We start from the raw sequence: 24,393 nt of genomic DNA on the forward strand, positions 1-24,393 counted from the left end.
AAAGAAAATCTTATGCGGCGCGTGAACCGGTCCCGCGCGTGTCAGTCCGGCAAGCGGTCGAGAAACGCCAGCATCGCGGCATTGAAGCGCGCCGGCCGCTGCAGCGGCGCGAAGTGGCTCACGCCCGGCAGGATCGTCAGCGTTGCGTCCGGAATCGTGCGCGCGAGATACGCCGCATGGTCGGGGCGGATGAACTCGTCGTGCTCGCCCTGCACGATCGCGACCGGCACGGCGATCGCCGCGAGGTCGGCCGCGCTGTAATCCGGTTGCGTGCGCATCATTTCGCTGACGGCGGCAACGAACGCGTCGAAACGGTCCGGCGTCGCGGACAGCCGCACGTAGTCCTTGCGGTGCCGCGCGAAGCAGCGGTCGATCAGCGGGCTCGGCATCATCTCCTTCGTGCCGCCCGGATCCATGTTGCACGCGAAGAAGAACACGCCCGCCGCACGCGCCGGCGCGCGGGCGGCCAGCACGAGCGACACGCACGCGCCATCGCTCCAGCCGACGAAGCGTGCGCGCCCGATGCGCAGCGCATCGAGCACCGCCAGCACGTCGGAGGCCATGCGTTCGTAGGAATAGGGGCGATCGTCACGCGTGCTGCGGCCGTGGCCGCGGCTGTCGATCACGATCGCGCGGTAGCCGGCCGCGAGCAGCGCCGGCACCTGGTTGCCCCAGTTGCCGCCGTGGCCGAGGCCGCCGTGCAGCAGCACGACCGGCGGGCCGTGGCCGAACGACGCGTGCCAGATGCGCGCGCCGTCGTGGTCCAGCCATCCTTCGGCGTCGGCCGCCGGCAGCAGCGCGCCGCCTTGCGCGTCGAAGCGGACGAGGTCGTCGTCGGCGAATTCCGCGTTCATCGTTCTGCCGTCCTTGCGAGGGAGACGAGCTTGCGATTGTAATGCGCGCGACGGCGTGCCGCGACGCGTCCGCGCGCTGCGGTGCGCGACGGCGCGGCGTCGTGCCTTCAGGCCTGCGTCGACACCAGCGCGCCGGACGTCGAGCCGCCCGACTTCTGGATCGCCTGCGCAAGCTGCGCGATCGCCGTCGACAGCGCGGCGGAGATCGTGCTGGCTTCCGCGCCCAGCGTCTGCTGCTCGAGTGTCGCGGCCGGATCCTGCTTCGCGCGCTGCGCGGCCGCCGCCATCTGCTGCTGCAGTTGCGCAAGCTGTTTCTGCAGGCGCTCGATGAGTTGCTTCAACTGCTTTACCGCGGGATCCTCGGCCGAGGATCCCGACGCGCCCGGCGTCTGCCCCGCGCCGTCCGACTGCGCGGCACCGCCCGCCGGCGACGCGGCACCGGTGCCGGACTGGTTGGCGGTCGCGTTGCCAGCGGCTGGCGAGGTCTGCGCGGCGGAAGAAGGGTCGATCTGCATCGTATCGGTCCGTAGTGAGTGTGCGACTCGGGTTGGTTGAACAGGGGAAACCTTGCAACCGGTTTACGGTATTCGTCGGATGAAACTTGAGCCGCGCCTTTCCAGCTGCCCTGAGATGCCCCGAGATGCCCGCGCCGTGCGCGTACCGCCGATCGTCGCGAAGGGGCCAGATTGGCCGGCCGTCGACGCTGGTAAAATCGCCGGCTGGCCTGCTGCCGCAGCACACCGGCTGCTTCCGGCAAGGCCTCGCGGGCTACCCCGCGTCGGTGCCCGCCCGGTCGGGCCCGATACGCGATGCCGTCCGGCGCCGTCGCAACGCGAGCCCCGCGCCCGCATCGACATGCGACGCGCCGACTTCGGCACGCCCCCCTTCATCACGCATTTCGAGGAATTCACGATGGCCCGCATCGGCGCCTTCTGCCTGACCACGTGGCTCGCGGCCGCGATTCTCTATTTCGGCCAGCATTCGGTCGCGATGATTGCGCTCAGCGGCGTGGTCGTGTTCGGCGGATTCGACCTGCTGCGTCCGTAACGACGGCGGCGCGCACGGCAGCGGCAGACGCGACGACGCCGCACTGAAAAACGCCGACCGGCGGGCCGCGACGCAGGGTAAGATCCGGGTCGGAGTCGTCATTCTCGCGCAGCACGAACAGGGCACCGCCCACGCAGGCCGTCCGATCATGAAACAAGGCATTTTCGTCGCCACGCCCGCCTACGGCGGCATGTGTTACCTGCCCTACGTGAACGGGCTGCTGGAGCTCCAGCATGCGTGCCTGAGCGCCGGCCTCGCGTTCGAATACTTCTACCTGAGCGGCACCGCATTGTTGCATCAGCAACGAAACGTCGCGGTCGAGCGCTTCCTGCACAGCGGCCTGTCGCACATGATGTTCATCGATGCGGACATCGGCTTTCGCGGCAGCGACGTGATCCGGATGTTCGAACAGCAGCACGACGTGATGCTCGGGCTGTATCCGTCCAAGAGCATCAACTGGGCGGCGGTCGCCGAGGCCGCGCGCTCGGATCCGTCGGCGCCGCCCGAGCGGCTCGCGTTGTTCAGCGCCGATTACAGCCAGACCGCGTATGCGGTGGACGGTGCACAGTCCCGGATCCAGCTCGATTCGGTTTCCGAAATCCACTCGGGCGGCGCCGGCCTGATGATGATCGCGCGCCCCGTGTTCGACACGATGGCGCAGGCCTATCCCGAGACGCAGGTCCAGTTTCCGCCGAGCTATCGGAACCTGTCGCCGAATTCGACCTCCATGTACGAGCATTTCGAGTTCCTGAGGGAACCCGACGGGCGCTCGCTGTCGGAGGATCTGTCTTTCTGCAAGAAATGGCGGATGTGCGGCGGCAAGCTGTATGCGTGTTCGTGGTTCCAGACCGTCCACGCGGGCGTTCATCTCTATGAGGGCAACCTGCCGGCGTTGCTCGGTCAATGAGCCGCGGGCGCGAACGGCTGGCGCTGCGCAACGCGTAGCGGCGCGAGCAGTTCGGCTAGCGGATGGCGGCTGACCGTCGCCGTCATCGCGACTTCGGGCTGCGTGCGCAGCCCGGCATCCCGGACCGGCACGACGCACGCGTCGGCCACCCCGTCGAACGCTTCAACCCATCACCGCGGCAACGTCCGCAACGACGACGGCCCGCCCGTCAGCGCGATGCGCTTGCCCGTATCGCGCAGCTTGCCGCCCTCCACCGCATACAGCGCGAGCTGCCGCTCGACGTTGAACTGCACGATCACGTGCCGGCTGTCGGCGGTAAACACGATGCCCTGCGCGGCTTCGCCGCCCGGCACTTCACTCGTCTGCACCGCACGGCCGTTGCGGATCTCGAACAGCACCACCTTGCCGAGCTTGTGGCGACCCGGGTTGTCGGGCGTCAGGTTCGAGCCGTCCATCGCCTGCACGGCGATCCACTTTCCGTCCGGCGAGATCGCGACGCCTTCCGGCAGCGACGGCACCGTCAGGTACTGGACCGTGCGGAACGGCGTGCGCGACACGTCGATCAGCGCGACCGAATCGGCATCGCCCGCGAGCGTGCCCGTATAGCCCGGCAGCCCCGCGAGCCCGACGTTGCTGACGACGGCCCAGCGATTGTCGCTCGACACGTCGATCGTGTAGGGCGCGACGCCCGTGCTCAGCCGCGTGCCGCTGTCGGTCACCTTGCCGTCGTCGACGTTCAGCACCGCGATGCCCTGCTCGTCGCGCAGCGACACGAGCGCATGCTTGCCGTCGTGCGTGAAACTGATCCCGGCGAGCCGCTTCTTGCCGATCTTCAGGTTGCCGTCGAGCGTCACCTGCGTTCCGTCGATCCGCAGGATCGACACGCTGCCGTCGACGTTCGCCGCCAGCGCGAGCCGGCCCGACCGGTCGATCGCGATCCCCTGCGGGTGCGTGCCGAGTTCGACGCGCGTGATCGCCGGCGGCGACGCAGCGAGGTTCACGACCTGCAGAAACGTGTCGAACACGAGTTGCCTCACCCCCAGGTCGTAGCGCGTCGGCGCGCCGACCAGCGCGAGCTTCGCGTCGGGTGCGATCGCGACGGCCTGCGGCGGGCCCTGGATGCCGTTCTCGACATCGACCTGCAGCGCGACCTTCGGCGGAAACACGCTCGCGTCGAGCAACGTCAGCGTGTCGGCGGGCGGCGACGCGAGATAGGTGTCGCGCCCTTCGACGCGCTGATACGTGCCGTCGTTGCCGGACACGATCCAGTCGGCCGCGTGCGCGGTGACGGCGGTGCCGGCGGTGGTAGCGAGCGTCAGCGCGGCGAGCAGGCGGGCGCGACGAAGGCGAAAGCGAAAGCGATTCGAATGCATGGCGGTCGGTTCTCCGGATCGGTTGCGGACGCAAGGACTGGCACGACCCTGCTGCTCGACGGGTCGATGCCACCGCATGATGCACGAAAGCGCGCGAAACCGGCGTCTCGCGCCCGCCGCTCAGGTCGTGCGCACGTCCGCGCTGTCCCACCGATCGACGTCGTCGAGCGGATACACGGGTCGCGCGAGCCGCTCGTAGCGGAACAGGCCGTAGTCCGAACCGGTCACGCCGCGGCTGTCGCACTCGACCAGCGCGGCCGCGATCGGCACGAACACCGGCCGGCAGTACATCCGCGACTTCAGCAGCAGGAATCGCGCCCGGCGCGGATCGATGCCGACGCTCTCGAACACGCCGAGATCCCACGGCTCCTGCGTGCGCTCGGTGACGACCAGCGTCGCGTCGCCGATATCGAGCACCGCCGCGCGGCCCATGTATGCGCGCTGGCCCGTATACGTCGGCCCGGTAATCACGTATTCGCCGTCGGTGATCGCGCGCACGATGCCCGTCGCCCGAAACGGCGCGCGCCGCGCGCCGCCGTGCGACGGCATCCGGTTGCCGACCGGCACGGTCACGGTCGCGCCGACGCCCACGCCGATCAGCGCCGCGACTGCATCCGGGTCGCACAGCGGCCCGCTGACGATCCCGTCGAGCCCCTGCGCGAGCGCTTCCTCCAGCAGGTCCATCGTGTCGCACGGGCCGCCCGACATGCAGTTGTCGCCGTGATCGAGCATCAGCACCGGACGGTCAGCACCGCGCGCCAGCGCCGCGGCCTGCGCGACCGATTCCGCGAGCGGCGCGCTGCGGTAGACGAACGCGTCGCGTGCGTCCCAGATCTGCCGGGCGATGCGCTCGGCCACCGCGTCGGCCGCCGCGTGGTCGCCATCGGCGACCACGACGATGCTGATGCACGGCGCGGGAATGTCCGCGAGCGAGAAGCCGGGCAGCACCGATACCGCCAGCATCCCGTCGGCTTCAGCCGCGCGCGCGGCCTCCACCGCGCGCCGCATCGCGCCTTCGGCGCTCGCGCTGCGCAGCGTCGACGTCATCAGCGGCGGCTGCCGCCACGCGAGCACTGGCCGTGCGCGGCCGTGCAGCCGGTCGAGCAGCACACGCGCCGCGTGCTCGCCGGTTTCGTACATGTCGACGTGCGGATAGGTCTTGAAACTGACGATCACGTCCGCGTGATCGATCATCTTCTGCGTGACGTTCGCGTGCAGGTCGAGCGCGACCGCGATCGGCGCATCGGGCAGCGCGGCGCGCACGCGCGCGAGCAGGTCCCCCTCGCCGTCCGCGCTCTGCTCGGCGACCATCGCGCCGTGCAGGTCGAGCATCACCGCGTCGCAGCCGGGCGCGGCCGCGACGATCGCGTCGCAGATCGCCGCATACGCGTCGGCGGCGACCGGCCCGCTCGGGTTCGCGGCCGCCGACACCGGCGTGACGATCTCCGCGCCTGCGCGAGCCGCCGCATCGATGAACGCGGCCATCGCGGTGCGCATCCCGCGATTCGCGCGATACGCGTCGTCACCCCAGTCGGGGCCGTTGCGGCCGAACGCGGCGAGCGGCGTCGGCACCGGCGAGAACGTATTGGTTTCGTGGTTCATCCGGGCGATCAGGATCTTCATCGCGTGGCGCCCTCCGCCACGCCCGCCGCGCCGAGCATCGCATGCAGCAGCACGTTGCAGCCCGCTTCGAGGTGGGCGGGATCGGCATCCTCGATCTCGTTGTGGCTGATCCCGTCCTTGCACGGCACGAAGATCATTGCGGTGGGCGCGACGCGTGCGAGATACACCGCGTCGTGACCCGCGCCGCTGATCACGTTCATCGACGACAGCCCGAGCGCACCGGCGCCCGCGCGCACCCGCTCGACGAGTGCCGCGTCGAACGGCTGGGGAGCGAAATACACGACCTGCTCGACGTCGATCCGCATGTCGGCCACCGCCCCCAGATCGGCGCAGGCCGCGCGCAGTTCCGCATCCATCGCCGCCAGCGTCGCATCGTCGGCCGCGCGCAAGTCGACGGTCAGCGTCACGCGGCCCGGAATCACGTTGCGCGAATTCGGATGGACGTCGACCCAGCCGACCGTGCCGCGCCCGTGCGGCGGGTGCGCACGCGCGATGCCGTTCACCGCGCGCACGAGATCGGCCGCGACCAGCAGCGCGTCGCGCCGCAGTTCCATCGGCGTGGGTCCCGCATGCGCCTCCATCCCGTGTACGGTCACGTCGTACCAGCGCTGCCCGAGCGCGCCCTCGACCACGCCGATCGTCGTGTCGTGCGCCTCCAGCACCGGGCCCTGCTCGATATGCGCCTCGAAATACGCGCCGACCGGATGCGCGCCGTTCGCGTCGCCCGCATAGCCGATCGCGGCCAGCGCATCGCCCACCGATATGCCGTCGCGATCGCGTTGCGCGAGCGCGTGATCGAGCGTGAACGCACCCGCGAACACGCCGGAGCCCATCATCACGGGCACGAAGCGCGAGCCTTCCTCGTTTGTCCACACGGCGACCTCGAGCGGCGCACGCGTGCGCACGCCCGCGTCGTCGAGCGTGCGCAGCACTTCGAGGCCGGCGAGCACGCCGTAGTTGCCATCGAACTTGCCGCCGGTAGGCTGCGTGTCGATATGGCTGCCCGTCGTCACGGGCGGCAGGTCGTCGCGTTCGCCCGTACGTCGCGCGAAGATGTTGCCGATCGCATCGATGCGTACCGTGCAGCCCATTTCCTTCGCCCACGCGACGAACAGGTCGCGCGCCTCGCGATCGAGTTCGGTGAGCGCGAGGCGGCACACGCCTCCCTTGTTGGTCGCGCCGATTCGCGCGAGACGCATCAGGCTGTCCCACAGCCGCGCGCCGTCGACGCGCAGGCCGGACGCCGTGGCGCCCTGTGTCGAATCCAGAACTTGCATCGATGGAATTCCTCGCAATGAACGGGCCCGGCGCTTACGCGACGCCGACACCCAGGTAACGGTCCTTCACCTCGTGATCGGCCGCGAACGCCGCGTTGCTGCCTTCGTAGACGATCACGCCCTGTTCGATCACGAAGTGGCGGTCCGCGAGCTGCGTGCACACTTCGAGGTTCTGTTCGACGAGCAGGATCGCGACGCCGGCCGCCTTGATCTGCTTCAATTGCGCGACGATCTCCTCGACGATCACCGGCGCGAGCCCTTCGACCGGCTCGTCGAGCATCAGGAGCCGCGGGTGGTTCATCAGCGCGCGGCCGATCGCGAGCATCTGCTGCTCGCCGCCCGACAACTGCGCGCCGCCGTTGCGGCGGCGCTCCTTCAGGCGCGGGAAGATCCGGTAGATGTCGTCGAGCTGCCACGGCGAATCGCGGCGTGCGCCGAGCCGCAGGTTTTCCTCGACCGACAGCAGCCGGAAGATGCCGCGATGCTCGGGCACGAAGCACAGGCCGCACGCGGCAATCCGGTGCGCGGGCTGCCCGGACACCGGCCGGCCGGCGAACGTCACCGTCCCGCCGGTCGGCGCGACGACACCCGCGATCGTCTTGAGCGTGGTCGATTTGCCCGCGCCGTTGCGGCCGAGGAGTGTCACCGTCTCGCCTTCGTTCACGTTCAGCGAAACGCCCTGCAGCACGTGGCTCTTGCCGTAGCAGGCGTGAACCTCCTTCACGTCGAGCATCATGCGCGGCCTCCGGTGATCATGTTGCCGAGATACGCGCTGCGTACGCGCGCATCGCCGCGAATCGCATCGGGCTTGCCTTCGACCAGCACGCGCCCCTGCTGCATCACCGTGATCGTGTCCGAGATGTCCATCACGATTCCCATGTTGTGTTCGATCAGCACGACCGTGTAGTCGTCGCGCAGGCCGCGGATCAGCGCCTTCATGTCGTCGAGGTCGTCGATGCCCATGCCCGACGTCGGCTCGTCGAGGAAGATCGCGCGCGGCCGTGCCGCCAGCGCCATCCCGACCTCGAGCCGGCGCTGCTGGCCGTGCGACAGCACGCCGGCCGCCGTGTCGGCGAAGCGCTGCAGGCCGAGCCGCTCGAGCACCTCGTCGACGATGCCGTCATGCGCGAGTGCGCCGCTCGGCGGCGTCCACGGATTCAACGCGCGCCGCGATTCCACGCCCTGCGCGGCGACGCGCAGGTTCTCGCGCACGCTCAGGTTCGGAAACAGGCTCGTCACCTGGAACGAGCGTGCGATGCCGCGCCGCACGCGCTTGTGATCGGGTTCGCGCGACACGTCGTGACCATCGAACAGGATCGAGCCCGACGTGATCGGCAGCGTGCCGGTCAGCGTATGGAACAGCGTCGTCTTGCCGGCACCGTTCGGGCCGATCACCGAATGCACGGTGCGCGGCATGATCCGCAGATCGACGCCGCCCAGCGCCGTGAACTTGCCGTAGCGCTTGACGATGCCGCGCGCTTCGAGAATCGCTTCGCTCATTGCCGCTCCCTGGCCGTAGCCGCAGTACGATCGGCGCGCCGCAGCGATGCCGCGACGCGTTCGCCGAGCCCCCACAATCCGCGCTGCATGAACAGGCTGACCGCGATCAGCACGAGGCCGAGCAGCAGCAGCCAGCGCGGCCACAGCGTCGACAGCCAATCCGCGAACAGCACGTAGAATGCCGCGCCGAGCACCGACGCGAACAGGTTGCCCGTGCCGCCGATCACCGTCATCACGAGGATCATCTCGCTCGTGTGATAGTCGATGTTCGACAGCGGCGCGATGCCCGTCATCAGCGCGTGCAGCGCCCCCGCGAGGCCCGTGACCGCGCCCGAGATCACGAACGCCGCGAGCTTGAATCGCTGCACGTCGTAGCCGGCCGCCGCCGCGCGTGCCTCGTTGTCGCGAATCGCGAGCAGCGTCCGGCCGAACACCGAGCGCGATACGCGCAGCAGCAGCCAGAACACCGCGACGAACAGCACCGCGACGAAGCCGTAGTAGCGCCACGGCGAATCGAGCGGAACGAGCGGATGCCCGAATGCGGACAGCGCGGGGCGCGGGATGTCGAGCAGCCCGTTGTCGCCGCCCGTCAGATCCGGCGTCGTATACGCGAGGAAGTAGAACAACTGCCCGAACGCGAGCGTCAGCATCACGAAGTAAGTGCCGCGCTGCCGGATCGAGAACCAGCCAACGAGCGCGGCCGCGGCGGCGCCGAGCACGGCGGCCGCGACGAGCGCAACCGTCACCGACCCGACGCCGTGCGTCAGGACCAGCCCCGCCGCATAACTGCCGAGCCCGAAGAAGATGCCCTGCCCGAACGAGAGCAGCCCCGTATAGCCGAGCAGCAGGTTGCAACCGAGCGCGGCGAGCGCGAACACCAGCACTTCGGTCGCGAGCGAGCCCGAGCTCAGCGCCAGCGGCAGCACGCACGCGACGGCCACCGCGAGCCAGCCCTCCGGCCGCCGCAGCGCACCGCACCACGGCCGCGAACGCTGCGAGGCTGCCGCCGCGGGCGGCAGCGGTTTCGACGATTCGATCATGCGGCCCTCCCCAGCAATCCGTTCGGACGCAACAGCAGCACGGCCGCCATCGCGACGTAGATCATCAAGCGCGCGCCTTCCGGCCACAGCGTGCTCATCAGGCTCTGCACGATGCCGACCAGCAGCCCGCCGACGAGCGCCCCGAGAAAATTCCCCATCCCGCCGACGACGACCACCACGAACGCGACGCCGAGCGCCTCGATGCCCATGAACGGATCGACGCCGCGGATCGGTGCCGCGAGCACGCCGGCGAGCGCGGCGGTGGCCGCGCCGAGCGCGAATACGAGGCTGAACACGCGCGTCACGTTGATACCGAGCAGCGACACCATCTCCGTCGATTCGCTGCCCGCGCGCACCGTACTGCCGAGCCGCGTGCCTTCGAGCACCCACCACAGCAGTCCGGCAAGCACGGCCGTGAACGCGATCACGAACAGCCGGTATTTCGGGTAGACGAAGCCGCCCCAGATCACGACGCCGTTCAGCGCGTCGGGCGGCGGCACGTTGTCGCCAAGCGGGCCCCAGGCGAGGATCGCGCACTCCTGCAGCACGAGCGCGAGCCCGACGGTCGCGAGGATGTGGAATTCATGCTGTTGCGCATACACGTGACGCAGCACGAGCTTCTCGACGATCCACGCGAACGCGCCGACGACGAGCGGCACGACCGCGAGCGCAACCCAGAAGTTGGCCGACCATTGCAGCGCCTGGTAGCAAAGGTACGCACCGAGCAGATAGAACGCGCCGTGAGCGAAGTTCACGAAGCGCAGCAGGCCGAACACGATCGACAGGCCGACGGCGAGCAGGAAATACAGCATGCCCACGCCGATGCCGTTGACGATCTGCAGCAGATAGACGTTCATGGCTTCCGTACCGGAAAGGAGTGAAACGGACGTCCGCGGCGCGCGACGGCCGCGAACGCGCGCATCGCGTTACGCGAGCTTGCACCCCGTCTTGTCGACGGACAGGAACGATTGACCCGAGCTGACGATATCCGCGTAGTCGTCCGCGTTCTTCATCCGGCTCTTCGGCTTGCCCTTCAGCAGGTAGTAGTTCTTCAGCACCTGGTGGTCGCCCTTGCGGATTTCCTCCGGGCCCGTGAGACCGTCGTACTTCATGCCTTCCATCGCCGCGACGACCTTCTTCGGATCGGCGCTGCCGGCCTTCACCATCGCGTCGAGCAGGATCTTCGAGCAGATGTACGAACCCGCGAGGCTGTAGTTCGGGTTCGCCTTGAACGCGGCGTTCGCCCGCTTCACGAAGTCGCGATTCAGCGGCGAATCGATGCCGTGCCAGTACTGCGCGCCGAAATACACGCCGTCGCAGATGTCGGGGCCGAGCGCCTCGAACTGCTCGAGGCCCGATGCCCACGCAAGCAGGATCGTGCAGTTGCGCTTCATCCCGAAGCTGACGGCCTGGCGCAGCGTGTCCGATGATTGCGAGCCGAAGTTCAGGATCAGCAGCACGTCCGGTTGCGCGGCCGCCGCGTTCGTCAGGTAGCCGCTGAACTCCTTCTCGGCGAGCGAGTGGTAGCTGTTGCCGACATGCTCGATGCCTTTCTCCTTGAAGATCGCCTTCGCGGCGGACAGCAGGCCCTCGCCGAACACGTATTGCGGCGTGATCGTGTACCAGCGCTTCGCTTTTGGCAGCATCTGGAGCAACGGCCGCACCGTCTGCTCGATCGCGCCGAAGGTCGGCACCGACCAGCGGAACGTCGCATCGTTGCAGTCCTTGCCGGTCAGTTCATCCGCGCCCGCCGTCGTGATGAACACGCCGCCCGCCTTCTGGACTTCCTTGCCCATTGCCAGCGATTCGGACGACAGGATGCCGCCCGCGAAAAAGCGGGCCCCCTTCTGCTGCGCGATCTCCTGCACGCGCCGCACGGCGGTCGCGGGCTTGCCCTCGGTGTCGAGTGCCGTATACGCGAGCGGCGCACCGAGCACCTTGCCGTATTGCCGGACGGCGAGCTGCATGCCGAGATCGGCGTACTTGCCATTGGCGGCGAACGGCCCCGACATCGGCACCGGGCAGGCAAGCTGGATGGTCGAACCCTGCGCGAATGCGGCACGGGACGACATGCTGCCGAGCGCGCCCGGCACGGCCGACAGCGCGGCCAGTTTCAACAGTTCTCGGCGATTCAAGTTGACGCTCCTGATAAAGGGGGACACACGATGCGACCGACTGCCAAACCCAAACCGTATCCACGCCCTGCAGGATGCGCGTCGCCGGTTGATCCTATTTATCATGATAAATAGAATGAACCTGATGCTAGAGTTGATCAAAATTGGTGTCAATCAGGCAAAATTCCGTACCCCGCGCCGCAACGGATCGTCGACGATGACGTGGCGCGCAGTCAGACAAAGGAGTCTTGAAGATGGTCATGGACCGAGCCAGGGCGGGCCTCGCGGTCGAAATCAAGCAGCCGAAGCGGGCGGATCTCGTCGCCGAGGAGATCAAGCGGCTGATCACCGAGAAGGATCTGAAGCCGGGCGACCGCCTGCCGCGCGAGGCGGAACTGCAGCAGCTGTACGCGGTGAGCAAGAGCACGATCCGCGAGGCGCTGAAGTCGCTCGAGGTGCAGGGGCTCATCAAGGTCACGACGGGGCCGTCGGGCGGCGGGATGGTCGTCGAGGTGCCGCTCGACCGCACGCTGCAACTTCTGCAGAACTACCTGTTCTTCAAGGACGTGACGATCGACGACATCTACACGGTGCGCAAGCTCCTCGAACCCGAGCTGGCGGCGGGCGCCGTGCCGCACCTGACCGAGCGCGACTTCGCGGCGCTGGAGGCGAACATCGCGTGCTGCGACGGCGCGTCGGGCGTGCACGACCGCGGCCACATGCTGCGCCAGCGGCAGGAGGACACGACGTTCCACGACATCCTCGCGGCCGCGAACCCGAACCCCTTCCTGCGCTTCAGCTGCGAGCTGATCAACGAGATGATCCGGCAGTTGATCGAGTTCAGGAACGATACGCCGCTCGCGGAGCACAAGCGCTTCGGCGAAGCGAACGTGTCGATCCACAAGGAGATCCTGCTGGCCGCGCGAGCGCGCGATGCCGAGCGCGTACGTGCACTGATGGTCGAGCACATGACCGAGGCGCCCAAGCACGTGAAACGGATGAAAGGGAAGCTGCGCGGGCGCTTGATCCTCGACTCCGAAATCCGCAGGCGGGCCGCCGCGCCCGTCTCGGGCTCCGACGCGGCCGCGGCGGATCGCGAGGACAACTGACTGTCGGTACACGCGAAGCCGGCTCGAGGCAGGGGCCGACCGTCCGGCGGCGGTCGGCCACCGCCGCTCACGCGTACCCCGTCGTGCCTTTCGTCTCCAGATATTCCACGAGGCCGAACTCCGCATACTCGCGGCCGTTGCCCGAACGCTTGTAGCCGCCGAACGGCGCGGCCGGGTTCCACGCCGGATAGTTGATGTGCACGTTGCCGACGCGCAAGCGCGCCGCGATCCGGCGGGCGCGCTCGAGATCCTTCGTCTGCACGTAGGCCGCGAGCCCGTAGACCGAATCGTTCGCGAGCGCCACGGCTTCATCCTCGGTCCGGTAGGTCAGGATCGACAGCACCGGCCCGAAGATCTCCTCGCGCGCGATCGTCATGTCCGGCGTGACGTTCGAGAACACCGTCGGCTTCACGTAGAAGCCGTCGCCGAGCCCGTCCGGACGGCCGGGTCCGCCCGCGACGAGCGTCGCGCCCTCGTCGATGCCGCTCCGGATCAGCTGCTGGATGCGGTCGAACTGCGTGCGGCTGACGACCGGCCCGATGCCCGTTTCCGGCGAACGCGGATCGCCGACGACGGTGCGCGCAGCCTCATCGCGCGCCGCCGCCTCGGCCGCGGCCAGCTGATCGACGTGCACGAACATCCGCGTCGGCGCGTTGCACGACTGTCCGCTGTTGCTGAAGCAGCTGCGCGCGCCGCGCGTGACGGCATCCTCGATGTCGGCATCGGGCAGGATCAGGTTCGGACTCTTGCTGCCGAGTTCCTGGTGCACGCGCTTCACGGTATCGGCCGCGGCCTTCGCGACTTCGACACCGGCGCGCGTCGAGCCCGTAAACGACACCATGTCGACGTCCGGATGCCGCGACAGCGCATCGCCGACCTCATGCCCGTAGCCGTGCACGAGGTTGAACACGCCCGGCGGCACGCCGGCTTCGTGCAGGATCTCCGCGAACAGGATCGCGCTGAACGGCGCGATCTCGCTCGGCTTGAGCACCATCGTGCAGCCCGCCGCGAGCGCCGGCGCGACCTTGCAGACGATCTGGTTGATCGGCCAGTTCCAAGGCGTGATCAGCGCGCACACACCGATCGGCTCGTGCGACACCAGCAGCGAATCGGTCTGCGTGCTGAACCGGAATGACTGCAGCGCGCGGATCGTCTGTTCGAGATGCGCGGTGCCGACCGCGGCCTGCATCGCGCGCGCGAACGCGATCGGCGCGCCCATCTCCTGGCTGATCGTGCGCGCGACTTCGTCGTAGCGGCGCCGGTAGATCTCGAGCACGCGCTGCAGCAGCGCGACGCGCGCGTCGACCGTCCAGCGCGAATACGCGTCGAATGCCCGCTTCGCCGCGCCGACCGCGCGGTCGACGTCAGCCGGCCCGCCGATCGCGAGCCGCGCATACGGCTTCGCGGTCGCCGGATCGATCACGTCGATCGCGCGCGCATCGGCCGGATCGCACCACTGTCCGGCGATATAGCTCTGTTGTGAGGTTCGCATCGAAGGCTCCTGGAATGACGAACGGTGCTGCCGCGCTCAGCGCGTCGCACGCGCGTAAGTGTCGGCGAGAATGTCGCGGATCTTCGCGACGAACCACACGATCTCGTCGCGCGACATCACGAGCGGCGGCGAGAACTGCACGATCGGCGTGCCTTCGTGGTCGACGCCCGCGCGGCACAACAGCCCGGCTTCGAAGATCGCGGGCGCGAGCAGCGTCGACACGAACGTCTGCGCGCTGATGCCGGCCGCCCAGCGGCGCGCGGCCTTGTCGGTCACGAGTTCGAGCGAGTAGTGGTAGCCGTCGCCGCGCACGTCGCCGACACACGGCAGCTCGCGCAGGCCGTCGAGCGTCTCGCGGAACACCGCCTCGTTGGCGCGGACGTTCGCGAGCACGCCTTCGCGCTCCATGATCGCCAGGTTCGCGAGCGCTGCCGTGCACGCGACCGGATGGCCGCCGTAGGTCGCGCCGTGCAGGAACATCTGCTGCGGGCCGGCGAGCACGGTGTCGACCACCGTGTCGCTCGCGATCACGCCGCCGAGCGGCACGTAGCCCGACGCGATCCCCTTCGCGAACGTGATGAGGTCCGGCTTCAGCCCGTAACGCGTCGACCCGAAATATTCGCCGAGCCGGCCGAACCCGCAGATCACTTCGTCGGCCACGAGCAGCACGCCGTGCCGGTCGCACAGCGCGCGCAGCCCCTGCGCATAACCGGCCGGCGGCGTCAGGCTGCCGCCCGCGTTCTGCAGCGGCTCGACGACGAGCGCGGCGACGGTGTCCGGCCCTTCCTGGACGATCAGCGCTTCGATCTCGTCGAGCAGATGGCGCGTGAACTGCGCTTCCGTCTCGCCTTCCGGCCGCCCGTAGCGCTTCGTGTTGCTCACGTGCCGCACGCCCGCCATCAGCGGCTCGAAATGCTTGCGGAAGTTGGTCATCCCGTTCAGCGCGAGCGCGCCGAACGACGTGCCGTGATACGCGACGCGCCGCGCGATGAACTTGCGCCGCTGCGGCTCGCCGCGCGCCTGGTGATACTGGCGCACCAGCTTGATTGCCGATTCGTTCGACTCCGAGCCGCTAGACGTGAAGAACACGCGGTTCAGGCCGTCCGGTGCGAGCGCCGCGAGCTTGTGCGCGAGGCGGATCGCCGGTTCGTGGCCGTAGCCCCAGTTGGTCGCGAACGGCAGCCGCACCATCTGCTCGCGGATCGCGTCGCCGATCTCCGCGCCGTGGCTGTAGCCGACCTGCACGCAGTACAGCCCGGCGAGCCCGTCGAAGTAGCGCTTGCCGTTGCGATCGACGAGCCAGCAGCCTTCGCCGCGGTCGAACACCGTCAGCGCGTGGTCGCGATACGCATCGGCATGCGTGAAGTGCATCAGCAGATGGCGCTTGCCGAGCGCCTGCAGGTCCGCATCGAGATTGACGTCAACACCGTTCATGGGTCATTCCTCCTTCAGGGATTCGAGACCGGCGGCCCGCAGCCGGAGGCCGCCGGCCCGTCATTCAGTTCATCGACAGCGTCGGCGCCGGGCGCGTGAAGCCGCGCGTGAGCCACAGCAGCTGGCACAGCCCGATCGCGAGCCAGCCGATGCCGACGTAGAAGGTCTGGCGCGACAGGCCCGACCACAACCAGACGTTCATCGCGAAGCCGAGCGCCGGCACCGCGCCGAACCTGATCCAGCCCGCGAAGCGGCGATGTTCCGGGCGGCCGAGATAGCTGCGCATCACGCACAGGTTCACGACCGCGAACGCGACGAGCGCGCCGAAGCTGATCATCGTCGACGCGAGATCGAGCGAGATGAACAGCGCGGACAGCGACACGACACCGACCGCGAGCGTCGCGCGCACCGGCGTGCGCAACCGTGCATGCAGGTGGCCGAACACGCGCTCGGGCAGCACCCGGTCGCGGCCCATCGCGAACAGCACGCGCGTGACGCTCGCCTGGCCGGCCATCGCGCTCGCGAAACAGCCGGCCACGTAGACCGCGACGAACAGCGCCGACAGCGTGCCGCCGCCGATGCGCCGCATCAGTTCGAGGCTGGCCGAATCGAGATCCTTGAACGCATGCCAGTCGGGGAACACCACCTGTCCCGCATACGCGATCAGCATGAACAGCAGGCCGCTCGCGAGCGTGCAGAGCAGGATCGCGCGCGGCACCGTGCGGCGCGGCTCGCGCGTTTCCTCCGACAGCGTCGACACCGCATCGAAACCGAGGAACGACAGGCACAGGATCGCGGACCCGGCGAAGATCGCCCGTGCGTCGTCCGACGACGGCAGCGCGAGCGTCGGCGCCAGCCCCTCGCCGCTCGCGACATGCGCGGCCGCCGCGACGAAGACCGCGATGAACACGAGCTGGCTCGCGATCAGGATCAGGTTCACGCGGTTGACGAGCCGGATGCCGACGATGTTCAGCCCGGTGACCAGCGCGATGCTCGCGACGATCCACACGCTGGCCGGCACGGCCGGGAACAGCTGTTTCATGTAGATGCCGATCGCGAGGTAGCTGATCATCGGGATGAACAGGTAGTCCATCAGCAGCGCCCAGCCGACCATGAAACCGGCCGAGGTGCCGAAGTTGCGGCTCGCGAACGTATAGGCGGAACCGGCGCTCGGCATCAGCCGCGCCATGTGGCCGTAGCTGCGCGCGGTCAGCAGCATCGCGACCAGCGTGACCGCATACGCGATCGTCAGGTGTCCGTTGGTTTCGCGCGTGACGATCCCGTAGGTCGTGAACACCGTCATCGGCAGCATGTATGCGAGGCCGAAGATCACCAGCGTGAACAGCCCGAGCGAATGCGCGGCGCGTGGCTCCGCGTCGGCGTGCCCGTCCGTGCGTGCCCGCACGTCGTCTGTCGCGGCGCTGGGCGTGCGCTGCTCCGGCCTGGTGTCTTTCATGCTGTCCTCACGTGGCGTGGTCCATGACATCAACACTCGTCTCGTCGGCAATGCGTGCCGTGCAGCAGTGCAGGCATTGCGCGATCCGGAGACGAGTGTGGTGCGCCAAAAAATCGACGACGAATGAGAAAAGCGGACGTAATCGGGGGATATTTCCGGACGCGTGGCAGCCGGCCGCCCCCCGCTGATGCGGGCCCTCTGGCGTTTCGCGGACATTCCGGCTATGTTCTACGCGAACCCGTTGCCGCCCCTCGCCATGGACAGCAAGTCCCATCGACCCCAAAGCCGCGCCGAACGCAGCCTGCGTTCGGCGCTCGGCCTCGCGCGTCCGGCCGGACGCCAGGAAGACATTCCCGCCACCGTGCACGCGATCGCGGTCGCGCTCGACGAATGCCGCGTCCGGCACATCGACGGCGCCGCGCTGCTCGAGGGCACCGGCCTCGGCGCGGCCGAAGTCGCGTCGCCGAACCTGCACGTGAATCGCGGCCAGGAGCAACGTTGCTTCCGCAACCTGCTGCGCTGCAGCGGCGTACCGTCGATCGGCCTGTCGATCGGCGCGCGGCTCCATGTGTCGACGCTCGGCCTCGCCGGTTACGCGATGCTGATCAGCGGCTCCGTGATGCAGGCGTTCCGGTGCATGAGCCAGTTTCCGCTGTTCATGGGGCTGTATTTCGACGTGCGCGTGCACGCGCACGCGGACGGGATGAGCGTGACGATCGGCCGCTACAACGGCGAACCCGACCTCGAGGTGTTCCAGACCGACATGTGCCTGTCGAGCCTGCGCCTGATCGTGTCCGATCTGGTCGGCAAGCCGGTATGGCCCGCGCAGCTGCATCTCGCCCGCCGCACGCCGCGCAACGGCGCGGACTACGCGCGCCACTTCGACTGCCCGGTCACGTTCAATGCGGGCGAGAACCGGCTCGTGTTCACGAGCGTGAACGGCACGGAAGCCCCGCGGCTCGCGAACGAGGTCAGCTTCAATGCGCTGCACGGGCAATGCGAAGCGCTCGAACGGCAGTGGGCCGCGTCGGTCGGCACGCGTTTCGCCGATCGCGCGAAGGAGTTGATGGCGCGCGACCTCGCGCGCTTCAAGTCGATGACGTCGCTCGCGAACGCGCTGCACCTGACCGAGCGCACCTTGCGACGCCGGCTCGACAAGGACGGCATCACGTTTCAGTCGCTGCTCGACGACGTGCGTCGCCAGGAGGCGGTGCGGCTGCTCGACGAGCCGGCGCTGAGCGTCGCCGCGATCGCGGAGCGGCTCGGCTACAGCGAGCCGCGCAGCTTCCGCCATGCGTACCGGCGCTGGACCGGCAAGACGCCGCGAGCGGGCGCGAACGACGACACGTGAGCCGTCCGCGAACGAAGGATCAGGACCGAGCGGGCTTGCGCGCCCGGCGTGGCGATCTTTCTTCGGACTGCTTTTGATATCGACTGACGCGATCGCCCTGGTCGCACCGCGCCCCGGCCCTCCGCCTGTTCCTGCCTCATGCGGGATCGACCGCGCGCGCGCGCGTCGGCCGCGCGACGCATGCCGCGAGCGCAACGAACGACAGCACCAGGATCGACATCGTCAGCACGGTCTGCCCGGTGCCGGCCGTTGCACTGACGAGCGTCGCGACCAGCGCCGCGCTGCCGATCTGGCAAAAGCCGACGAGCCCCGACGCGCTCGCCGCATGGCCGTGCTGGCCTGCCACCGCACCGGATACGGCCAGCGACAGCGACGAACCGTTCGCGAGGCTGACGATGCACATCGGCACGACGGTCGCGGCGACGCCCGTGATCCCGAACGCGCGAGCGACGCCGAACGCGACGCCGCCGAGCACGAAGCACACGATGCCCGCCGCGACGATGCGGTCGTACGGCCAGCAGTCGAGCAGGCGCTTCGCCACGACGTTCGCGACGACGATGCCGGCCGTCAGCGGCAGGTAGAGCCAGCCGCGCCGCGCCTCGTCCACGCCCGCCGCCGCAAACAGAAACGGCGATTGCGTCAGGTAGACGAACCACGCGCAGTAGATCGCGCACACCACCGCCGTGTAGCGGCGGAACGCGGGATCGCGCAGCACGTTGCCGAACCCGGCGAACGGCGACGTGCGGGAGCGTGCGTGCGCGGGCCGGGTTTCCGGCAGCAGCGCCAGCGTCGTCGCGAGCGCGGCCACGCCGAATGCCGCGACGAACAGGAAGTCGGCACGCCAGCCGGCCCATGCGGCAAGATGCCCGCCGAGCGCCGGCGCCAGGGCCGGCGACAGCGACACCAGCGGATAAATCACCGCGTAGACCTTCGCGGACACCCGCTTGTCGCACGTGTCCGCGATCACCGCGCGGCCGATCACGAGCCCCGACGCGGCGCCGGCCGCCTCCACCATGCGCCAGGCGACGAACGTCGCGAAACTGCCGGCCGACGCGCACCCGAGCGAGCCGCCGACGTAGATCAGGATGCCGGCCACCAGCACCGGCTTGCGGCCGTGACGATCGGACAGCGGCCCATACGCCAGCTGCGCGAACGCCAGCACGAGCAGGTACGCGGACACGGTCTGCGGCATCCGCCAGCCGGCGACGCCGAAATCGGCGGCCATGCCCGGCATCGCGGGCAGGTAGACGTCCGACGCGATGAGGCCGAATGCACTCAGCATCGCGATGACGAGAATCAGGGAAAGACGCGGCACGACAAGGCTCCTCGCACGCCGGTCCGCCCGGCGCGCATGTGGTTGAACTCAGGCGCCGCATGGTAGAGATCGACCGGACATGTGAAAATGCACGAAATCGCATGCCATCCCTGCAAATTTGCATCACCACGACACGACATGAACTGGGACGACATTCGCATCTTTCTCGCCGCGCATCGCGCCGGCACGCTGCGCGGCGCGGCGGAGCAACTGGACATCGATCAGACGACGGTCGGGCGCCGCCTCGGTGCGCTCGAACGCACGCTGGGCAGCCGGCTGTTTCTGCGCACCACCGCCGGGCTCGGGCTGACCGACAGCGGCCGGCAGGTGCTCGATACCGCGGAGGGCATGGAGCGGCTGGCCGTGTCGTTCGAACGGCGCAGCGAAGGCGCGGACGCGCGCGTGGCCGGCGAAGTGCGCGTGACCACGACCGATGCGCTCGCGGTCGACTTCGTGGTACCGGCGATCGAACGATTGCAGCAACACCATCCCGACGTGCGCGTGCTGCTGAGCACCACGACGCGCATCGTCGATCTCGCGCGCCGCGAGGCCGACATCGCGGTACGCACGACGCGTCCCGACCAGCCCGACCTGATCGTGCGGCTGCTCGCGCGCTGGGACGTCGGGCTCTATGCGACGCGGCGCTATCTCGATCGCTTCGGCGAACCGCGGCCCGGCAGCCGCTTCGCGGGCCACGACATCGCGCGCTACCAGCCGGGCGTCATGCAACAGCAGCACGACACGCTGGCCGGCGAATCGGCCGCCGACGGACGTGTCGTGGCCGAACTCGATTCGAGCCTGATGCTGGCCACGTTCGTGCGCGCCGGTCTCGCGCTCGGGGAACTGCCCGCCTACCTCGCGCAGCGCGATCCGGAACTGGTACGCATCTGGCCCGGACGGCACCGCACGAAACCGTACGAGACGTGGCTCGTGCTCCATCAGGATCTTGCCCATACGGCGCGGGTGCGCGTCGTCGTCGACGCGCTCGTCGAGACGTTCGCGCACTGACGCGCACGCCGCGACGCAGGCCTGCAGCGGCTCACGCGCGAGATCTACGAGCACGGCGGGATCGTGTCGGACCCGCGGTTGCAGCAAGCTGCCTCCTCACGTTGATTCGCGATCCTTTGTTTTTTCGATTCCTGTCGACCGGGACGCGTGCGCCACACGCTCAAAGCACCTCGAAACGCAAGCCGGCATGACGCACGAGGCGCTCGACGAAGCGCTCGTCGAACATCGTCGCGGGCGTCCAGAAGCCGCCGCCGCGCCCGGTCTTCTCACCGTCGCGGCTGCAATCCAGCGCGAGGCGGAGTGCGGCCTGACCCAGCATCTTCCCGGTCGAGCCGTAGCCCGGATCGCGATCGCCGGTGACTTTCACGCGCAGCGTCCGCCCGTCGTCGGCGCGGCCGAAGAAGCGCAGGTCGAAACGGCCGGCCAGTTGCGCGGCGACGCTCGGCCCCTCGCCCGGCTTCGGCAGCAGCCGGCCGCCCGTATCCGCTGCACCCGGCGATCGCGTCCCGCCCCGCCTCCGCGCCTCGCCTATTGCGCAACCGCCTCCGCTGCCCGCCGCGCGGCCGCGATGTGATCGGCCGCGACATAGCCGAACGTCATCGCCGGCCCGATCGTCGAGCCGGGGCCCGGGTAGGTCTTGCCCATCACGGCCGCCGACGTGTTGCCGAGCGCATAGAGGCCGTCGATCACCGAACCGTCGGAACGCAGCACGCGCGCATGCGCATCGGTACGCAAGCCGCCCTTCGTGCCGATCTCGCCCGGGTCGACCCGCAGCGCATAGAACGGCGCACGCTCGATCGGCCCGAGGCATGGATTCGGCTTCGACGACGCATCGCCGTAGTAGCGATCGAACAGGTTGCCGCCCTTGCCGAATTCGGTATCGATGCCGGTGAGCGCGTAACCGTTCATCCGCTCGACCGTCTGCGCGAGCCCCCGCGCATCCACGCCGATCTTCGCGGCCAGCTCGGCCAGCGTGCCCGCGCGATAGATGACCGAGTCGAGCCAGCCGGGCGGAATCCTGCTGTCCGGCTGCACGCTGCCGGGCAGCAGCACGCCGCACGGATAACGCCTGCGATATTCGGCATCGAAGATCAGCCACGCGGGCACGTTGGCCTGCGTGTTCGCATGGTCCGCATACATCGCGTGGATCACGTCCGGATACGCCGCCGATTCGTTGACGAAGCGCCGCCCGAGCCGGTTGACCATCACGCAGCGCGGCGCCGAGCGCTCGACGAACAGCCCGCGCTGCTTCTCCTCGCCCGGCACGCGCACCGTGGGCACGCCCCAGACGAAGTCCATCAGCGCGACGTCGGCCCCGAGCGCGAGCCCCGCGCGGATGCCGTCGCCAGTGTTGATCGGCGGCGCCGCGCTCCACTCGGCGCGCGTCGGCTTCGGCAGAAATTGGTCGCGCATCGCCTGGTTCGCCTCGAATCCGCCGCACGCGAGCACGACGCCATGCGTCGCACGGATGCCGAACGGCCGGCCGTCGCGTTCGACGACCACACCGTTCACGCGTGCGCCGTCGGTGTGCAGCGAGCGCATCGGCGTTGCGAGCCACAGCGCGATGCCGCGCTGCTCGAGCGCTGCGCGCAGGCTCGCGACGAGCGCATTGCCGAGCGTCAGGCGCCGGTCGCGCGGCGTGCGGCGCCGCCATTTGAAATCGGTGGCATAGCGCAGCATCAGGCGCACGGCGAGCCGCAGCCAGCCGCGCTCCTTCGTGAGGATCGTGTGCGCCTCGATCTGCGTCATCGCGATACGCCCGCCGATCAGCGTCGCCGGCGAAGGCGCGCGCAACGTGTCGAAATGCGCGCCGAGACGCGCGGCATCGAACGCCGCCGGCTCCATCGTCCGGTAGCCGGGCTTGCCGCCCTTGCGGTCCGGGTAGTAGTCGGGATAACGCGGCACCGCATTGAACCGCGTGTGCGCGTGCTTCGCGAGATACGCGACCATCTTCGGGCCGTTGTCGAGATACGCATCGATGCGCTGCGCGTCGAAATCCTCGCCGACCACGTCGCGCAAATACATGATTGCTTCGTCGTACGAATCGCTGCCGCCGAGCGCGGCGATCTGGTCGTTGCACGGAATCCAGATGCCGCCGCCGGACACCGCCGTGGTGCCGCCGTAGACGGTGCTCTTCTCGACCACCAGTACCGACAGCCCCTGGTCATGCGCGCGCAGCGCCGCCGTCATCGCGCCCGCGCCGGAACCGACCACCACCACGTCGTACGTGGCGTCGCCGAACGAATCGTGTCGATCGTCGTACATGATCGCCTCCGCTCAGATCGTGGCAAGGCAGCTTGCCGCATCGGCCGGCACGTCGGCGAGCTGGCGCCAGGCGCCGTGCTCGCCGCGGTATTCGTGCACCTCGACGCTCGCGTGCCGCGCGGGCAGCTCGCCCACGTCCGTGTAGAACTGCTGGTACCACTGACGCAGCCGATAGATCGGGCCGTCGCCTTCGCACAGCAGCGGATTGTCGACGCGCGTCTTGTGGTCCCAGATCGCGACGTCCTCGCGAAATGCCGACTGCGCGGCCAGCACGTAGCCGTCGACCATCGCGCGATTCTGTTCTTCCGTCAGCGCCGGATTCTTCTCGACCATCACGCCGAAGCGCAGCTCGAAGCTGTTCGTATCGATCGGCACGTGGCTGTTGAGCAGGATCGACCTGAGCGGCTGCCCGTGCGCTTCGCCCGTCATCAGCGTGACGTGGTATGCCGGGCCGAAGTAGGCCGAGTCGGCCGTCAACCCGCCGCTGCCGGCCAGCCGCGTGCTGCCGCCGCGCAGCTTCTGGTAGGCCACCGGGCCCGCGAACGTGTTGCAGAAGTAGTCGATCGGCGCGCCATGCACGGGGCCGAAGTGCGCCATGTCGGACTGGTTGTCGATCAGCTCGCGGCAGTTCGTGTCGATCACCCACTTGACGATCGCCCAGTCGCTCCACGCATCGGAGAAGCACGCGTCGATGCGCGGAATCTCGACCGCCGGATCGGGCCCATTGCCCTCCGGATCGTTCCACACGAACAGCAGGCGGTTCTGCTCCATCACCGGCCACGACTTGATGCGCGCCTTCGGCGGGATGCGCTGCGAATACGGAATCGCAGTGCAGGTGCCGTCGCCGGCCCACGACCAGCCGTGAAACGGACACACGAGCGCGTTGCCGTCGACGTGGCCGCGCCCGAGGTCGGCGCCCATGTGCGGGCAGTAGCCGTCGAGGATTCGCAACTGCCCGTCCTCGCCCTGGAACACCGCCACGCGCGTGCCGAAGATCGACAGGCCGTGCGCGCGGCCGTCGCGGTAGTCGTCGGCGCGCCCGAGGCAATGCCAGCCGCGCGCGTAGCGCGCGTCGATGGGTGCGGCATGAATCCGGTGAACGGGATGCCGGGTGGCCGGCGCGGATGATTCGGTCATGGATCGTCTCCTTCCAGTCGAAAGGCGCAGCCCTGCACCTGCGTGGCGGACCTTGCCGGGAATATGCCGGGCGGGTCGATGCACCCGGCGC

23 protein-coding genes and 1 pseudogene are annotated in these 24,393 nt (G+C 68.8%); 6 read left to right on the forward strand and 18 right to left on the reverse strand.

The window, feature by feature from the left end; all coding sequences use genetic code 11:
* Nucleotides 1-41: 41 nt before the first annotated feature.
* On the reverse strand, nucleotides 42-854 hold the full coding sequence (locus tag DIE12_RS24495) for an alpha/beta fold hydrolase (RefSeq protein ID WP_124521191.1): 813 nt from the start codon (nucleotides 852-854) through the stop codon (nucleotides 42-44).
* A 107-nt stretch (nucleotides 855-961) separates the two neighbouring features.
* Nucleotides 962-1,369 carry a hypothetical protein gene (locus DIE12_RS24500; protein WP_124521193.1) on the reverse strand — a complete coding sequence of 136 codons (408 nt, stop codon included), beginning with the start codon at nucleotides 1,367-1,369 and terminating at the stop codon, nucleotides 962-964.
* Between the two features lie 52 nt (nucleotides 1,370-1,421).
* On the opposite strand from DIE12_RS24500, the gene DIE12_RS38190 reads away from it, so the two are divergent.
* Together DIE12_RS38190 and DIE12_RS24510 are read left to right on the forward strand one after the other, a co-directional pair.
* The gene (locus DIE12_RS38190) at nucleotides 1,422-1,901 is read left to right on the forward strand and encodes a hypothetical protein (protein WP_185641017.1); all 480 of its coding nucleotides are present in this window, start codon (nucleotides 1,422-1,424) and stop codon (nucleotides 1,899-1,901) included.
* A gap of 148 nt (nucleotides 1,902-2,049) precedes the next feature.
* On the forward strand, nucleotides 2,050-2,808 hold the full coding sequence (locus DIE12_RS24510) for a hypothetical protein (protein ID WP_124521195.1): 759 nt from the start codon (nucleotides 2,050-2,052) through the stop codon (nucleotides 2,806-2,808).
* Here DIE12_RS24510 and DIE12_RS38195 read toward each other — a convergent pair.
* The 9 genes from DIE12_RS38195 to DIE12_RS24550 form a co-directional block, all read right to left on the reverse strand.
* The gene (locus tag DIE12_RS38195) at nucleotides 2,802-2,939 is read right to left on the reverse strand and encodes a hypothetical protein (protein ID WP_185641015.1); all 138 of its coding nucleotides are present in this window, start codon (nucleotides 2,937-2,939) and stop codon (nucleotides 2,802-2,804) included. The genes DIE12_RS24510 and DIE12_RS38195 overlap by 7 nt on opposite strands.
* 39 nt (nucleotides 2,940-2,978) lie before the next feature.
* Nucleotides 2,979-4,181 carry a beta-propeller fold lactonase family protein gene (locus tag DIE12_RS24515; RefSeq protein ID WP_124521197.1) on the reverse strand — a complete coding sequence of 401 codons (1,203 nt, stop codon included), beginning with the start codon at nucleotides 4,179-4,181 and terminating at the stop codon, nucleotides 2,979-2,981.
* A 120-nt stretch (nucleotides 4,182-4,301) separates the two neighbouring features.
* Nucleotides 4,302-5,804 (reverse strand): M81 family metallopeptidase, encoded by a 1,503-nt coding sequence (locus tag DIE12_RS24520; RefSeq protein WP_124521199.1) that lies wholly within the window; start codon nucleotides 5,802-5,804, stop codon nucleotides 4,302-4,304.
* A complete protein-coding gene (locus DIE12_RS24525) occupies nucleotides 5,801-7,081 on the reverse strand; it encodes a Zn-dependent hydrolase (protein WP_124521201.1) in 1,281 nt (426 codons plus the stop codon). Before DIE12_RS24525 ends, DIE12_RS24520 begins: the two co-directional genes overlap by 4 nt.
* A 34-nt stretch (nucleotides 7,082-7,115) precedes the next feature.
* On the reverse strand, nucleotides 7,116-7,817 hold the full coding sequence (locus DIE12_RS24530) for an ABC transporter ATP-binding protein (protein WP_124521203.1): 702 nt from the start codon (nucleotides 7,815-7,817) through the stop codon (nucleotides 7,116-7,118).
* Nucleotides 7,814-8,581 (reverse strand): ABC transporter ATP-binding protein, encoded by a 768-nt coding sequence (locus tag DIE12_RS24535; RefSeq protein WP_124521205.1) that lies wholly within the window; start codon nucleotides 8,579-8,581, stop codon nucleotides 7,814-7,816. The genes DIE12_RS24530 and DIE12_RS24535 overlap by 4 nt, the downstream gene beginning before the upstream one ends.
* Nucleotides 8,578-9,621, reverse strand: coding sequence for a branched-chain amino acid ABC transporter permease (locus tag DIE12_RS24540; RefSeq protein WP_124521207.1), 1,044 nt, complete (start codon nucleotides 9,619-9,621; stop codon nucleotides 8,578-8,580). Before DIE12_RS24540 ends, DIE12_RS24535 begins: the two co-directional genes overlap by 4 nt.
* Nucleotides 9,618-10,478: a branched-chain amino acid ABC transporter permease gene (locus DIE12_RS24545; protein WP_124521209.1), complete on the reverse strand. Its 861-nt coding sequence runs from the start codon at nucleotides 10,476-10,478 to the stop codon at nucleotides 9,618-9,620. Before DIE12_RS24545 ends, DIE12_RS24540 begins: the two co-directional genes overlap by 4 nt.
* Nucleotides 10,479-10,547: 69 nt before the next feature.
* Nucleotides 10,548-11,756 carry an ABC transporter substrate-binding protein gene (locus DIE12_RS24550; RefSeq protein WP_124488055.1) on the reverse strand — a complete coding sequence of 403 codons (1,209 nt, stop codon included), beginning with the start codon at nucleotides 11,754-11,756 and terminating at the stop codon, nucleotides 10,548-10,550.
* 233 nt (nucleotides 11,757-11,989) lie between these two features.
* Here DIE12_RS24550 and DIE12_RS24555 point away from each other — a divergent pair, with 233 nt between their 5' ends.
* A complete protein-coding gene (locus tag DIE12_RS24555) occupies nucleotides 11,990-12,844 on the forward strand; it encodes a FadR/GntR family transcriptional regulator (protein ID WP_124521211.1) in 855 nt (284 codons plus the stop codon).
* 67 nt (nucleotides 12,845-12,911) lie between these two features.
* On the opposite strand, the gene DIE12_RS24560 is transcribed toward DIE12_RS24555, so the two are convergent.
* The 3 genes from DIE12_RS24560 to DIE12_RS24570 all read right to left on the reverse strand — a co-directional run bounded on the left by DIE12_RS24560 (nucleotide 12,912) and on the right by DIE12_RS24570 (nucleotide 17,226).
* Nucleotides 12,912-14,336: an aldehyde dehydrogenase family protein gene (locus DIE12_RS24560; protein ID WP_124521213.1), complete on the reverse strand. Its 1,425-nt coding sequence runs from the start codon at nucleotides 14,334-14,336 to the stop codon at nucleotides 12,912-12,914.
* Nucleotides 14,337-14,372: 36 nt separating this feature from the next.
* Nucleotides 14,373-15,770: an aspartate aminotransferase family protein gene (locus DIE12_RS24565; protein ID WP_124521215.1), complete on the reverse strand. Its 1,398-nt coding sequence runs from the start codon at nucleotides 15,768-15,770 to the stop codon at nucleotides 14,373-14,375.
* A 64-nt stretch (nucleotides 15,771-15,834) separates the two neighbouring features.
* Nucleotides 15,835-17,226, reverse strand: a complete 1,392-nt coding sequence (locus DIE12_RS24570; RefSeq protein WP_124521217.1) for an APC family permease — start codon at nucleotides 17,224-17,226, stop codon at nucleotides 15,835-15,837.
* Here DIE12_RS24570 and DIE12_RS38725 point away from each other — a divergent pair.
* Together DIE12_RS38725 and DIE12_RS24575 are read left to right on the forward strand one after the other, a co-directional pair.
* Entirely contained in the window at nucleotides 17,225-17,353 is a 129-nt protein-coding gene (locus tag DIE12_RS38725; protein ID WP_260427862.1) for a hypothetical protein, read from the forward strand. The genes DIE12_RS24570 and DIE12_RS38725 overlap by 2 nt on opposite strands.
* A 129-nt stretch (nucleotides 17,354-17,482) precedes the next feature.
* Entirely contained in the window at nucleotides 17,483-18,577 is a 1,095-nt protein-coding gene (locus DIE12_RS24575; protein ID WP_124521219.1) for an AraC family transcriptional regulator, read from the forward strand.
* A 136-nt stretch (nucleotides 18,578-18,713) separates the two neighbouring features.
* Here DIE12_RS24575 and DIE12_RS24580 read toward each other — a convergent pair whose 3' ends face one another.
* Nucleotides 18,714-19,892, reverse strand: a complete 1,179-nt coding sequence (locus tag DIE12_RS24580; RefSeq protein WP_124521221.1) for a multidrug effflux MFS transporter — start codon at nucleotides 19,890-19,892, stop codon at nucleotides 18,714-18,716.
* A 138-nt stretch (nucleotides 19,893-20,030) separates the two neighbouring features.
* Here DIE12_RS24580 and DIE12_RS24585 point away from each other — a divergent pair, with 138 nt between their 5' ends.
* On the forward strand, nucleotides 20,031-20,900 hold the full coding sequence (locus DIE12_RS24585) for a LysR family transcriptional regulator (RefSeq protein WP_124521223.1): 870 nt from the start codon (nucleotides 20,031-20,033) through the stop codon (nucleotides 20,898-20,900).
* Nucleotides 20,901-21,060: 160 nt separating this feature from the next.
* On the opposite strand, the pseudogene DIE12_RS24590 reads toward DIE12_RS24585, so the two are convergent.
* From DIE12_RS24590 to DIE12_RS24600, 3 genes and pseudogenes are all read right to left on the reverse strand, one after another.
* Nucleotides 21,061-21,369 (reverse strand): annotated as a pseudogene (locus DIE12_RS24590) (saccharopine dehydrogenase); the annotation flags it as partial.
* A gap of 59 nt (nucleotides 21,370-21,428) precedes the next feature.
* A complete protein-coding gene (locus DIE12_RS24595) occupies nucleotides 21,429-23,165 on the reverse strand; it encodes an FAD-dependent oxidoreductase (RefSeq protein WP_124521225.1) in 1,737 nt (578 codons plus the stop codon).
* Between the two features lie 12 nt (nucleotides 23,166-23,177).
* Complete coding sequence (locus tag DIE12_RS24600; RefSeq protein WP_124521227.1) at nucleotides 23,178-24,302, reverse strand: Rieske 2Fe-2S domain-containing protein; 1,125 nt, start codon at nucleotides 24,300-24,302, stop codon at nucleotides 23,178-23,180.
* Between the last annotated feature and the right edge of the window lie 91 nt (nucleotides 24,303-24,393).

The organism is Burkholderia sp. Bp9015, from assembly GCF_003853505.1.
GTDB lineage: Bacteria > Pseudomonadota > Gammaproteobacteria > Burkholderiales > Burkholderiaceae > Burkholderia.